The following is a 14,506-nucleotide window of genomic DNA, read 5'->3' on the forward strand; positions in this document are numbered from 1 at the left end:
CTTTTTTGAACTATTTTTCATTAAAATATCTCATCTGCTGTGCTCCTTATTTACTTTTCCAGATTTTATCCTAGTTTAAAATTTATGCATTTGAACTGTTTATAAAATTTGTAGGATTTTTAGCTTTTTTGTCGAATACACTTAATGCAAGGAGGGACATTACATGATTATTAAAGATTATTTCATCAACCTTTCTATTTTTTCTTTATTAGTTAGCGCAGCAATATTTATTCAAGTGTTTACAATTAATTCTAGTCGATATTTCGAAAAGCTCTATGGAGGGATTATTGCAGTTACGTTAATGTTCTTTTCTTTTCCATACATGGGATTTTCCTACGATCTTCGAGTTGTTCCTCTTATTCTATCTTTTATTTACTTTGGTCGTATTGCTGGTTGGATTACGTTAATTAGCATAATTGTAATGCGTATCTTTTACACTGGAGGGTATTGGGAACCTCCTGTGATTGCTTATTTAGGTATGGGGATTCTATTTTCTACTTTTAAAACTTATTTTAAAAAACTACATCCTTTTAAAAGTGCATCGTTATATTTTTCTGTTTTTATTGGAATAAAGTGGTTAGTTGGCGTATTATTTAATACTACATTACTTTACACAGGAGGCCTATTATATATAGCGTTAGGACTTTTAATTGGGCTATTTCTTATGGAAGCCTACCAGAGATTGTATTATTTAACACAGGACTTATCTAAAATGAATCGAGAATTAAAAAAATCGAAGCAAGAACTTGCAGATACCGTACATGAGCTTCAAGGAGGAATTTTTAAATTTAAAAAAGTGGATAAGCACTTTATACACACTTTATGTGATGGACAGTTTTATTATCAAAACGGATTTTATTCTGAACAGGTGGTAGGAAAAAGCTTACGTACTATTGATGCTTCTATTGTTCCTCCGCATTTAGTTCCACAATTGATGAAGTACTATCTTCAGGCATGGGAAGGAAAAGAAATTATATTTGAATTACCTTGGCCAAATGATAAAACTATTATTCTTATTGCGCTTAGGCCGATTAAACGAAATGGACAAGTTATTGAAGTTGTTGGTTCTACAGTTGATATAACCGAAAGGAAAAAGGTAGAATCAGAATTAAGCGCTACCAAAGAATTATTGGAATCATTTATAAAGCACAATCTAGATGCTATTACCATTTCTGATCGAGAAGGGCATATTTTACAAGCCAATAAAGCTTATGAAAAGATATTTGGGTGGTCATCACAAGAAATCATAGGTAAGAGATTACCTTGTGTACCAGATTTTTTAATGGAAGAATCACTTAAAAATATTCAGAAAATTCTAACAGGAGAATCGGTGGTTACTAGATTAGAAACTGTTAGACAACGGAGTGATGGGAGTCTTCTTGATATCAGTCTGACAGTTTCTCCTATACTAGATGTAAGAGGAAATGTGATAGCTTTATCAGCAATATGTAGAGACATCTCTGAAAGAAAACAAGCAGAAAGAGAACGGCATCGATTACACCAGCAATTAAGAGATAGTGAAATGAAGTACCGTGCACTAATCGAACAAGCAACTGATGCGGTATATGTAGTAGAGCTGAATGAAGATAATGCTCCAAGTCGATTTATTGAGGTAAACCCTGTTGGGTGTAGAAGATTTGGATATAGTAGAGAAGAGTTGCTCTCATTATCATTTTCAAATATAGTACCACAAGATTCTCAAATAATCGTAAGGTTATTAGAAAAAATTAAAAAAGGACAAACTTCCTTCACTTTGCAAGATGAATATGTTTTTCCAACAGGAAAAGTAATAACAACTGAGTTTAGTGTTCGTGTTTTTAACTTAAATGGTAAAAAAGTTTTTCTAAGTATTTCTCGTGATATCACTGAACGGCTAAAAACAGAAGAATTATTACGAAAATCTGAAAAACTTGCTGTTGTAGGACAATTAGCGACTGTAATGGCTCATGAGATTAATAATCCATTAACTGCAATGAAAGGGTTCATGCAATTACTAAAATCAACGGAAAATGAGAATAATCAGGGTTATATTAATATAGTATCATCAGAGATTGAGCGTATAGAGAGCATAACAACTGAATTTATGGCGGTAGCCAAACCACAGGTAGTAAAAATGCAACCTAATAACATTAGTGTGCTAATGGATCAAGTTTTAATGCTATTACAACCTCAAGCAATGATGCATAATATAAAATTTAGAATCGATCTTAACCCTGGTATTCCATTGATTTCATGTGAAGGAAATCAATTAAAACAAGTATTTGTTAATATATTAAAAAATGCAATTGAATCTATGCCGATGGGAGGGGAAATTCTGATTCAAATAAATATACTTGATAATAATCAAGTAAGCATTCGTTTTATCGATCAAGGGTGTGGGATTCCAAAAGAACGTATACCATACCTCGGAGAACCTTTTTATAGTATTAAAGAAGAGGGGATTGGCTTAGGATTAATGATCTGTTATAAAATCATTGAAACACATCAGGGAAAGATATTTATTAAGAGTGAAATGAATAAGGGGACTACAGTTGAAGTCACTCTCCCTATTTGTACACTTCAAAATTAAGATATTCTCTTACTGAAATTTTTTAAGAAACCATACAGAATGTAATGCCAATGTTACTTAATGAAATAATAAAGAGAAGAACACTGGTAAATGTACCCTATAGAATAGACACTTGAAAAAGCCTGTTATAAAAACATCCTTTCTTTAGAACCAAAAGAAAGGATGTTTTTAATATTGTAATTTTTCTTGGAGGTATTTCAAATTTTTACTTTTAATACATTTTTTAACTAATTTTGGTTAAGTTAGTTAAAAAGGCTTTATTATTAATTAAATAAGTATATTTATATATCACCATCCCTAATTTTAAAAATAGCAATTTCCTGAAAACTATATATAGTTTCTTTCTGAAAGGAAGGGTATTATCAATTGAAACCACATGAAAGAATATCTGTTTACTCTATAGAATCTTTGCAGGATTTAATAAAATTACTAAAAAATCTAAAGATTTTATAACGTTGGAAATTGCTTCTAATAATTCCGCTATAGTCATTTCATATTTTAGAACATTAGTCGATGTAAATATATTTCATGAAGAGGTTTTGACTTATATAAAAGAGAAGAGCTTCGATTCGTTACAAGATATTCAGTCTGTATTACCCTTTGAGAATTCAAAAATAACAAATCAAATGGAAGATATTCAGGATAGTATTTTAAATGGCTATATACTTATTCAGTTCGATACAGATAAATTAAATTGTTTGTTAGTAAATGTGTCAAAGAAAGAAAAAGAGATATTACAAAAGCTGAAATTGAATACAATATTGTGGGTCCGCAAATCGCATTTGTCCAAGATTTAGATGTAAATTTAAATTTAGTACGTAGAAAGCTTCCAACACCTTATTTACAAATGAAGGAATTGAAAGTAGGATCTCTCTAACACAACTGTTGCGATTGTATATGTAACGTGAATTTCATGAATCATTATTTGTAGTCGAACCGGTCCTTAGGGCAATTTAGAGTAGACTTGAAACAGCATAGATTCTCTTAAGCTGAATATCTTATTGTAGAGGCAATCTTTATTACATGGGGGAGTCTGCATGGGATACTTAATACCTGTTGAATCTGATGTAAGAATTTTTGTAGAAGATATAAATTCGAAAGGTAAGAAAACAATACTTTTTATACATGGGTGGCCATTAAACCATAAGCAATTCGAATATCAGTACAATGTACTTCCAGCAATGGGATATCGATGTATAGGCATTGATTGGAGGGGGTACGGCAATTCAGACAAACCATACAGTGGATACAATTTTGATAGATTGGCAGATGATATAGCAGTAGTAATTAAAGCGTTACAGCTTAAAGATGTCACACTAGCAGGACACTCCACAGGTGGTGCAATTTCAATTCGTTATATGGCTCGTTATCAAGGATTTGGAGTATCCAAATTAGTCCTAATTGGTGCTGCATCTCCAACTAGTGTGGAAAAAGGGATTGCGAATAAGTTCATTACAGACACACTGAACGATCGCCCTAATATGTTGCAGGGTGTAACAGATCAATTTTTCTTTCAGAAAATCACTGGACCATTTTTCGAATGGTTTCTACAGTTAGGATTGGAAGCGGCTAGTTGGTCGACAGCTGCGATTATGAGAACATTGAGAGATGAAAATGTGTATAGCGATCTTGGTAAAATAAATGTACAGACGCTAATTATTCACGGTATTCACGATAAAATTGTTCCATTTACTAAGGGAGAAGAGACGCAAAAATTATTGGGAAATGCACAACTTGTACCTTTTCAATTCAGTGGTCACGGCACATTCTGGGAAGAGCGGGAAAAGTTTAACCAGGTTTTAATCCAATTTATTGGATAAAAAAATACACTATGTAATATGTACGTAGGCTAAATAGTAAGTAATAAAAGGAACGCACTTGATTAAAAACTTTATTCTGAGAGTTCCTTTTATTTTCAGCTATTCACTTCATCCAAAGTTGTATGAGAAGGCGATAAGCCTTACCGATACACAATTACTAAAGGTATAAAGGAACAATAAAGGATAAGTATGGCATAAGAAGGGGAAAGTTGTTCTGCTTTATCCACGAATGGCTCTAGTTTTGAACCAAATAGCGAGGCGTTAAGATGATGGAATTGATTATATTATTTTGATATATTGAAGAATAGACACGTAAAGAATTAGCAGGTACAATGGCGTACGATAAAATTGAGTATGAACTATCCAAAAAGTATCAGCGGTTTACTAAGGATTATGAACAGTATAGATTACAAAACCCCTGTATTAAGGGGATTTTGTTTTTTTACATGACGAAATGCTTAAAAACATAATATAAAATAAACATGTTTGATTTTCATTCATGTTTAATTTTTATAAACATCCATTACTTTAAACGTTTGACAAACGAGCATTAAGTCTGGAGTAAAAGTAAGTCCATACCGACTTAATTCCCAAGTGAAAAATTTAACGTGCTCACTATACCAATAATCATAGCTTAAATCGCCTTCACCTTCAGATCTTGCAAAATTACTTGTTACTTCATTCATTTTTAGTAAATCGATCTTTGTATATTTTATAATTGCTAATGGATTATTGTCTCCATCCAATACAATATCGTACTGACCAACTTTTTGAATTTCTTCCCCTTCAAGCTCATAAACACAATGTGCAGCGCATGTTCCTGTTTTGATTCCTTTAACTACTAAACTTCCTAATTCATCTCCCATTTCTTTGGAACCATCTCCAAACATCCATGCATCTGGAACACTCATGTTTAACTCATTTTCTTTAGCGTACATATACCAATATTCTTCTATCTTATTAACTGACACCTGTCACTCATCTCCTTAATATTTAAATGTTTTGAATTTAACACACGGCATATTATCTGTCAATATTTTAGAAGAACTTGCAATACAACTACATCGATAAATTTTTTTGTAAAATAAAACTCTTCATAATCATATTTCACATTCTGTAAACTCATGCAAATAAAGAAAACTTGTACTGTTATTATGCTGAAATTGTAATGGGAAAGTAAAATGGTTGAAAAGTACACGTTATAAATGGATTTATTTACTAATAATATTTTCTTTGTTTCGTAGCATATTAAACGTACAGGAGGTGATATGTGATGGCAAACAATCGTAACAACTCTTTAGTGGTTGCAGGTGCAGAAAGCGCACTGGATCAAATGAAATATGAAATTGCACAAGAATTCGGCGTACAATTAGGTGCGGATTCAACTGCAAGAGCGAACGGCTCTGTAGGTGGAGAAATCACAAAACGTCTCGTTGCTATGGCAGAACAGCAACTTGGTGGATATAACAAATAATGCTAGGTATAAAGTAGAAAAAGGAGAGATTATTTCTCTCCTTTTTTGTTTTGTATTCAATTATAAATAGTATATTTGTTATCTTTTTTGTCTCTCATTATTTGTTTGTTCCAGCCACTTAGAAACGGATTCTTGCATACGAGATTCTAATGATTGTATTATTTTATTTGATATAGCAAGTGCTTGATCCGCATACTTATTCGGGAACATGTTGCGCAAAGCAGGTTCATTTTCAGCACCATCTCCTGGTTCACGGTAATCTTCAATGATGTAATCATCCCCATTTTTTGTGACTGTCACACGGACTGGAAGTAAATGTCCTGCTTGAGGAACTGTCTGTGTTTCGCGGTTATATCCTTGCATGAGGGAATGGAGGTAGACATACATTTTTTCATCCTTCATCTCAGTTCCATAGATTACATGCGTCTCAAATTGTTTTTCTGTATGATTTAATTTGTCTTGATTCCAGGCAATGATACTTTCTGAAATAAGGGAATCTAGTTTGCTGTTAAGCGGAATGTCCGTTACATCCTTTGCCTCATTTTGGACAGAATCACACCCTGTTGCAATGAAAACGAGTATGATAATGCTTACGGTAATCATTATCTTTCTCAAAATCTTATTTTCATATGTTAATGCAAAACGTCTGCTCATCAATTCACTCCATTTCTCTTCGTGCTAATCATCCACTGACATAAATATTTTATATAACAATAGTAAAATCGTCTTCAAACTAGAAACTTATTCTATCCAAGGAAATATATTGCATTATATAATACATACTATACCATTCTTACACATAACGGGAGAGACTCTATGAGAAAAGTTATAATGTATTGTGGGATCTTTATTATGATTCTTTTAAGCGGTTGTATCCGATTCGGACAAGACACTACAGATACCATTTATCTCATTCCAGAAGCATACGAAGGAGACCTATTGGTACTATATAATGTTCCAGGAGCTGAGTTGTTGCCAGAAGAAGATGGATTTCGTGTCGTCACTTTTTCTACAGACGGGACCGCAGTTACATCTACAGCCGATATGAAATATGGGGAAGTCAATGACACGTATTACACGGTTAACAAGGAAGATAAGCGCACCAAACTTGATGAAAGCTGTATACGCGTTGGTTCAAATGGAAGCACTACTGAAAACATTGGTAAAGAAAATGAGCATACATTCTCATACGCGAAATTGGAAGTTACAACTAGTGCTTGCTCACAAAGCTTTTCATCATACGGGAGAGAAGTATCTGAAAATCAAGAACATCCTGTAGAGAAGAAATTGAGGGAATTATTGGTGCTCGTAAAAGAGCAGTATATGAAAGTGAAATACTAAATTTTCAAAAGGATGAATGGATGATGTTAGGGATAGGGTTGATTGTAGTAGGCGTTTTACTTGTCAGCGTTGTATCTTACCGAGAAATAAAGAAAGCAGGGGGCGTAACCTGGATTGAAATTCTAGTATATCCCTTTTTATTATTAATAGGCGCGTTACTCGAACATTTTGATCTGCCAGATTTTTTAATATTTTTAGGTTTGGTATGTATTGTTTTTGGTAGCTGTATGGTCATGGGCGTCAATATTCTATAACATTAAGAGCAAAGCATCTAGTTCAGATGCTTTTTTATTTTGTAGTTTTTATTTTTAATGTCTATCACACTAGTTACCCAGACATACAGGGTTCCAAGTGCTGGTAAAAAACTTAGCAAGTTGAATGTATTCTCTATGATATAGAATGAAATAAAAATGGAGGAAAAATAAATAGACAATGGAAGAAAAATGTATACGTCACGTTTTAAAGGTTTTAAAATTTGCACTTTATTCACCTCAGCTTTTCTGGCATTATGTTTTAAATAAGAACCCGTAAATTTGCAGATTCTCCTGTTGATAATTTTAAAATATGTAACTCAGTTTTAATCAATGTATTGAGTCACTATAAAAATCAAATATTAATTTTCTAAAGAGTCCTATACAAACCTTATTGCGTTAGAAATACAGACCTAATTATAACCGTTGTAAATGGATCCAATTAGATTTCGGCCATCCCAGTATCCGCATCATAACTAGTAACACATCCTGTCATCCCTTTTAAAATACCAACATGGACTGTTGCATCCGCATTAACTGTTACAATTTTCATCACATTCAGCTCCGTTTCGATAATATGCTTTGACTTCCCGCATGATCATTTATTTGTTAGATAACAAAAACGCACCGTAACCCAGTGCGTTTCAGACAAATATACCTATATGTTTTACTTTGTAATTTGGAAGGAGCCACCATAATAATATGAATTATCTACTTTTAGTACTGCCACATATGTACCTGGTGTGTAAACCGTTGTAATTGGTGTTTTGAACCTAGAATAGTAGTGGTGTCCAGCCTCACCTGCAGAAATGGTTTTGTAGCGTTGCAATTTACCTTCTCCGTTCAATCGATAAATCTTTACAACACCTACATCTTTTCCGCCTATATATACCGTCGTATCAAACGTATCACCTTGTTTTAACGTACCAGGGGCTAATTCTTGTAGATAGTCCACGTTGTGATGCAATAAGAAATACGTCTGCCATGGCCAATCATCCACAACAGCTGAAGCTTGCTTAATCGTATTTACTTCAGCGCGCGCTTTATCAGGTAGCGTACTGTCTAAAACGATAAAACCCGAAAAGGTTAAGGCACCGATTAAAGCAAATGAACATAATTTTTTCATATTAAATTCCTCCCGTTTATCTGACATTGTCATAGTCCACTTACAGGTATCAGGTTGTCATCCATTAATTGGATTATTATTCTAAAATCAATATATCATTTTCTTTTAATTTAATCAAATTAGAATTTTCTAACAAGTGATGAGGATAGATAAAATTCCATCTTTCTCCGTTTTTTCTATCATACAGAAGAAAGAACAGAGGCGATAAAGAAATTTTATTCCGCTCTCTTTTCAAATTAACAACATTTCCCGTTTATACGGTACGAGACTATATTAAACATAAAATAGACACGAAAGGGGATTGGAATTAGCGAATATTTACATGGAATCTAGGAGATGCAAGCTCAACATTTCATAACGGATCGATGGTTCCATTTCAACAAACTTCGAATCCGACAGTAATTTTGTTCTGTTTACTCATGAGGTAACGGAAGAGAATTTAGAAAAACTTGCTACAATTGCTCATCAGTATATAGAGGAGACCATTCATTGTTACAATCACGGCATTGTAGAAGAAATAGGTTAAAAGAATAAAATATACTGTTCCAAATTAATATTCCGTGTGTTTTTTGAACATATATCCTTCGTTTTATGTATATATTGAATATATGAATATATTGTGTTATAATATGAATTAGAAACTCGCGTGTTTCAAATACAACATTTTTATCTTCTTGATGACCTCTTATCTTTCCGTAAGAGGTCTTTTTTTATCCCTCCTCATTTGCATAGCCGTTAAAATACTATGAAAAGATACTAGGAGACTACTACACTGTGATACTCTCTAGTATTTTTTCTTTATCCATATTATCTATTGTTGAGTAAATGATTAATTGTTAATTTTTGTATAATCTTTATAAAATAATAAAGGGGTATATATGAATAGGTATGTCCTTTTTATGTAATGATAATGCGAATTGAAGCGTAATACTGAAACGGTAAACGAGAAGAATCAGGGCCGAAACAGATAGTAAGGAAAGTAAAACAGTAACAGCAGACAATACTTATAATGAAAACGTTCATAATGGACTGTCTATGGATGGAGAAAAAAATACGAAAAGATAAAAGGGATAAATGAATATGAACAGAGCCTTTAAAGGTATCGTATTAGCAGGGCTAAGTGTGAGTTTCTTGCTAGCGGGTTGTACAATAGAAACATATGTCCTAACGCAGTCCAGAATATAAGCATGTAGATAAAGTATTCTAAGCTGATAAAATGGTAGAAGACAAGAAGACTATAGCGATGAAGAAATTGAAAGAGAACTAAGAGGTTTAGCATCCTGACTTTCTAAATAACATGAGTGTTTCTATAGGATGAATCCTTAGGAGGGCTATTGTGGAACCTTTAATCAATGGTATTTTATACTTTGTATTTTTTTTTGGAGCACTGTTTCTTATACTGGGTACTGCATTGGTTTTATTTATCGTGGCTGCATTACCAATAACCTGGAAGGAGAATCTATCATTTCTAATGATTAGTTTAGGTATAAATATACTTGTCATTCCATTGTCTTTTTTTATTGGCGGGATGGCAACAGATTCCCCTGGTAGTACGATGCACGATTTTTGGAAAGTATTTTTCTTTATTTAGGTAATTCCGTTCCCTCTAGTACTGCTATCTTTAGTTTGGTGGCTTATTCGTCGAAAAAAAGCAAAAGTTTATGTGTAGCGTTTTTAATGCAAATAAGCTGTCCGTTTGGGCAGCTTATTGTATTTATTACTAAGTGTGATTATTTCCAAAATGAATGTAATCCCACAATACAGTTAAATTGAAGGTGAAACATATTGAAATCTTATCAAAAGTTATCCCACTTGTATGCATTAGGACTAGGCTGCGGGCTTTGGAATAGAGAGGAGGTTATTTCATGGTGCGATAGGTTGATTGCAGCAAATGATCACCCGCCATATGAAATTGTGGAGATATCTTTAATGTCTAAAGCAAAACTGATATATATAGAATCGGCTTTACTGTCATATAGCCGCATAGTTGATGAAAAACATTCGGTAAACATCCTTCTTTCAGTCTTAAATGAAAAGTTAGTAGCTCAGAAATGTAATGTAAAACAAGCGCTTACCTGCTCCACTCGTTTATTAGTAAACAGAGGCGTATATTGGGAAGAGGAATATTTTGATTTATACAGCCTTGATGATAGCTATGATATAGCACAGGAAGGGATCCATTTTAATAAAGAAGATGTGATTACTGCTTATATCGATACATTAGGTGCTTTTCGCGTCCATTTTAACGAGTTTGAAGATCTATATTTACAAGTCATGAAACAGAAGTGGCAAGGGTAGAAGGCAGGAAAAGGAATCATTGAATCGTAAGAGTTACTTTCTGTATTTATCACCAAATTTATCTAGCCAAGACGAATCTGTCTTCGTGTTGATGAATTTTTGTCTCTTAATAACTTAATGCTATCCTCTTTAATTTTTCCGACAGCAAGCAAAGCTAGCATTTTTAATGCATAATCAGATGCTTGTAAAGGAGCATCACTAATTAAATTTTTACCAGAGGGTAATTTATTTAATTAGTAGAAAAAGGAAGGGACCTATTTGGCTCCTTCCTTTTTCTCATACATACATAACGCTTGTTGACAACTTATGAAATAATAGCATTCATCGCTATTAAAATATAGCACTAAAAGTGATTAAACAGATATGCAATTATACATATCCGTTTAATTGCATGAATGGGAACAAAATGATTTAACTCTTCCGGTATGGAAACAAATAGATTCAAGTATATTTAGGGTAAGAAGACCTGATTATTGATCGCTGGTTAAATCATATTTCTACGTATCTGAAACAAATTATTTCACTGGATTGTATGTTATAGATGGTGAGGGATTTATGAAATGTAGATTGTTTCTTGGTTTTTTGCTCGTGATTTTACTTTGAGGATACATCGGAAAAGAAGTTACGTTATATACGATTCAAAAAGGGGTATTAGTTAGTGCATCCATAGACACGCTCCGTTTCCTGTTTCCTATCCTACTAAATTACCATTCCAAGCAGATTCCTTCTCTTTCAAACAATTCATCCATTGAATAAAGATAATTCCGCCATACGTATCGGAGGGCATGAAGCTTTCTTAATACCATTTGGAATATATTTCAATATACTTCCGATACTATAACAGATCGGAAATTTCTCTATTGGAGGTATATAATGGCATATCCATTTCGTAACTTAGTATTTGAAGGTGGCGGGGTAAAGGGAAGCGCTTATATAGGTGCCATCCGTGCACTAAATGAAGAAGGGATTTTACCAGAAATACAACGATTTGGGGGGACTTCAGCAGGAGCGATTACTGCATTACTTTTAGGTCTTTCCATTCCATTCGCAGATCTTGTGAAAATCCACAAAGACATGAATTTCAAAGCGTTTAAAGATGATGATTTTTCGATTGTACAAGATAATATTCGTTTATTTTTTGATGGTTTTGGTATCTATAAAGGGGATTTCTTCACTGAGTGGGTAGGAAAGATCGTTGAAAAGTGGACAGGGAGTAAGGACACAACCTTTCAGCAGTTATATGACAAAACAGGAAAAGACGTGTTTTTCCAAGGAACGAACATTTCTACACACCAGCTTCGTACGTTTTCTCGCGAAACGACACCTGATGTCCCGTTAGTAGTTGCTGTGCGGATTTCGATGTCCATCCCATTCTTTTTTAAATCTGTAGAATGGGATAAAGATTATTATGTAGACGGAGGTGTACTCGATAACTACCCAATTCGTTTATTTGATCGGAAAAGTTTTGTGAATAAAGAAGAACACTTCACGACCACAGATACGATTGACGAGGTTAATAAACTGGTAAGCAATACGGAGGATCATTCTACACTAAGAAGCTTACACACGAAATAAAATGCATCTTTTTTTGATCCTGCAGATGAAATTGTCTACAACAAAGAAACGCTGGGTTTCCGTTTAGAATCTCAGGCCGAGATTGCCATGTTAAAACATATCGCAACTTCAACAGAACATCATATTGGCCATTCTCTTATTCATTTTGCATGGAATTTGTCTCAAACGATGATTAAAGGTCATGAGAGCGGAAAAACAACCAAAGAAGATGCTGCCCGCACTGTATTTATCAATACATTCTTTACGCCGTCGTTTAATTTCGATATCACAGAAGAAGAAAAGAAAACACTCATGAATTCAGGCTATACTTCTACTAAAGACTATCTACATCAATTTAATACGTCTGAAGTAAAATTGTTTAATCGACCATAAAGCCGAGTGCAATGCACTTGGCTTTTTTTAATCGTCCTGTAAATTCTTTTTTTAGCAGCTAATAAAAATTCAGATAGACTATGCATAGAACAAGAGAAAGGAGATAACAGAAAGTAATAAATATAAGTTTTGATGACTTCTTATTTTGTAAAACTAGGGTGTAGAAAGGGTGAAACAGGTGGAAGAAAAACGAATTATGATTTATACAATTTTTCGGCTAACACAGTACAAAAGAGAAGCCTAAAACGGTGGATAGGAATGTATCAAAAAATGAATAGAGTAGCAAGGCGGATTTATTGTGAAAGTAGGGATTTTCCTTTTCCTTTTTCTTTCTACTGATAATAAAGCGTTATGTAGACTGGGAATGTATAAGGTATTCATTGCTATTCCTTCAAAATGCTGATGTTCCATCATATTAAAATAACCTCTAATTTAAGTATTGAAATTCTCTAAATCTCGATGTATTATATTCTTGTATTTTCTCACTTTGCTAAGCCTAGAAAACATCATCACTTCTGAAAGAACTCGAACTCCAGCGGGTTCTTTGAATTTACTTGAACTTATTTTTGAATCATTGTATTATATTTCCGAGTCTTACTCATATAAATCATTATCAGGAGAATCTGCAAATTTGCAGGTTCTTTTTTATTTTATTGAAAGTAAAATTTTAGCCAGTCGTTTATTTTCATATTGTTGGTTTTTATACGTGTTTGGTAAAAATCAATGAGTTGCAAAAAAATACTATGCTGAAATCTAGTTCGGTATAGCAATGTGCATATAAAAGATCCCACTTTGCTATATCCCCTAAAAAGAGTCATAAAAATCTATATTTTTTTAATTCAGTTGCATACTACAAAACTTCTTTTAAAAGAAATGTATGTACATACACATTATATTTTGTTCCATAACTCTCTAACTTTTGTTCACGAGAGTCTGTTAAGTACAGGATTATTGGCGGGTGGTGCAATAGGTGCAGAAGATGTGAAAACAAATGAAAAAGTACAAGTTGCTGTTGCAGGTAAAGAGGGAAATATAACGTATAAAGAAATTGATAAAGCAGAATCTCCATTGTTATTTGGAATGTATCCTTTATGTTAAGATCCGAATGGGAAGTTTATTTTTTCTGATAATTAATATTTATACAAATTGTGTAATTAGTATACGGAAGTGGTTTTAAATTTCATTAATGTATTCCTTTTCATCTGAATGAATTATTTATTGCAACAGCTTTCTTGTCCGAAATAAGATGTTCCGACAAAGGACAATATAAGTATCTTTATAATGATTTTCCAATATAATCAATATGTTTATGAAAGGAACTCTGTGTTATTTTTGCTTTTCTACTAACTAATACAGCTTCAAAAAAAGGACACAATTGCTAAATACTAAGTGTAATTTATTACCCATTCAAAATTCTGTCTATTCGATCTTTCTGAAAATATAAAAAGATTAAACTTATAAATATACAAGCTATAATGAGGGCGTCGAGAAATAATATATTACCTCTAGAGAAAAAATCAAACCTCGATTTGGTTCGAAAATTCTACAAACCTTGTCAGTAATTTTCTAAAATTGGACATACTGATATGATTGCTATACGGAGGGTTGTGGATCAGAAGGGAAGTTTATTCAACTCAAGAAAGAAAGCGTTATCAAACGGATCTTATTTTGAATTGAGCA

The 14,506-nt window shown here is 33.1% G+C and carries 10 protein-coding genes and 3 pseudogenes; 10 read left to right on the top strand and 3 right to left on the bottom strand.

Translation table 11 applies throughout. The annotated features are described in order from the left end of the window. Positions 1–163 precede the first annotated feature (163 nt). From ACQRBL_RS28955 to ACQRBL_RS28965, 3 genes and pseudogenes are all read left to right on the top strand, one after another. On the top strand, positions 164–2,569 hold the full coding sequence (locus ACQRBL_RS28955) for a PAS domain S-box protein (protein WP_098377331.1): 2,406 nt from the start codon (positions 164–166) through the stop codon (positions 2,567–2,569). 455 nt (positions 2,570–3,024) lie between these two features. After that, positions 3,025–3,446: pseudogene (locus ACQRBL_RS28960) on the top strand (spore germination protein). 160 nt (positions 3,447–3,606) lie between these two features. Further along, positions 3,607–4,389, top strand: coding sequence for an alpha/beta fold hydrolase (locus ACQRBL_RS28965; RefSeq protein WP_411996070.1), 783 nt, complete (start codon positions 3,607–3,609; stop codon positions 4,387–4,389). 503 nt (positions 4,390–4,892) lie between these two features. Here the strand turns inward: ACQRBL_RS28965 and ACQRBL_RS28970 are convergent. Next, complete coding sequence (locus ACQRBL_RS28970; RefSeq protein WP_000115718.1) at positions 4,893–5,360, bottom strand: ASCH domain-containing protein; 468 nt, start codon at positions 5,358–5,360, stop codon at positions 4,893–4,895. Between the two features lie 302 nt (positions 5,361–5,662). Here ACQRBL_RS28970 and ACQRBL_RS28975 point away from each other — a divergent pair, with 302 nt between their 5' ends. Then, positions 5,663–5,863, top strand: coding sequence for an alpha/beta-type small acid-soluble spore protein (locus ACQRBL_RS28975; RefSeq protein ID WP_000002881.1), 201 nt, complete (start codon positions 5,663–5,665; stop codon positions 5,861–5,863). A gap of 78 nt (positions 5,864–5,941) precedes the next feature. Here the strand turns inward: ACQRBL_RS28975 and ACQRBL_RS28980 are convergent, their stop codons facing one another. Next, positions 5,942–6,517, bottom strand: a complete 576-nt coding sequence (locus ACQRBL_RS28980) for a peptidase M56 (RefSeq protein ID WP_097961773.1) — start codon at positions 6,515–6,517, stop codon at positions 5,942–5,944. 162 nt (positions 6,518–6,679) lie between these two features. Between ACQRBL_RS28980 and ACQRBL_RS28985 the strand changes: the two genes are divergently transcribed. Then, complete coding sequence (locus ACQRBL_RS28985) at positions 6,680–7,204, top strand: DUF6843 domain-containing protein (RefSeq protein ID WP_411996071.1); 525 nt, start codon at positions 6,680–6,682, stop codon at positions 7,202–7,204. Between the two features lie 20 nt (positions 7,205–7,224). Next, entirely contained in the window at positions 7,225–7,458 is a 234-nt protein-coding gene (locus ACQRBL_RS28990) for a hypothetical protein (RefSeq protein ID WP_002094019.1), read from the top strand. A 664-nt stretch (positions 7,459–8,122) separates the two neighbouring features. Here ACQRBL_RS28990 and ACQRBL_RS28995 read toward each other — a convergent pair. Continuing rightward, positions 8,123–8,581 (bottom strand): DUF5065 family protein, encoded by a 459-nt coding sequence (locus tag ACQRBL_RS28995; RefSeq protein ID WP_023521971.1) that lies wholly within the window; start codon positions 8,579–8,581, stop codon positions 8,123–8,125. A gap of 1,336 nt (positions 8,582–9,917) precedes the next feature. Here ACQRBL_RS28995 and ACQRBL_RS29000 point away from each other — a divergent pair. From ACQRBL_RS29000 to ACQRBL_RS29015, 4 genes and pseudogenes are all read left to right on the top strand, one after another. Beyond that, positions 9,918–10,250, top strand: a pseudogene (locus tag ACQRBL_RS29000) (hypothetical protein). 116 nt (positions 10,251–10,366) lie between these two features. Next, complete coding sequence (locus ACQRBL_RS29005; protein WP_000844525.1) at positions 10,367–10,879, top strand: hypothetical protein; 513 nt, start codon at positions 10,367–10,369, stop codon at positions 10,877–10,879. An 873-nt stretch (positions 10,880–11,752) separates the two neighbouring features. Further along, a pseudogene (locus tag ACQRBL_RS29010) lies at positions 11,753–12,826 on the top strand (patatin-like phospholipase family protein). Between the two features lie 873 nt (positions 12,827–13,699). Continuing rightward, positions 13,700–13,924 carry a hypothetical protein gene (locus tag ACQRBL_RS29015; RefSeq protein WP_170925376.1) on the top strand — a complete coding sequence of 75 codons (225 nt, stop codon included), beginning with the start codon at positions 13,700–13,702 and terminating at the stop codon, positions 13,922–13,924. Positions 13,925–14,506: the final 582 nt, after the last annotated feature.

Origin of the sequence: Bacillus sp. AF62 (genome assembly GCF_050312695.1) — a bacterium.
Lineage (GTDB): Bacteria > Bacillota > Bacilli > Bacillales > Bacillaceae_G > Bacillus_A > Bacillus_A cereus.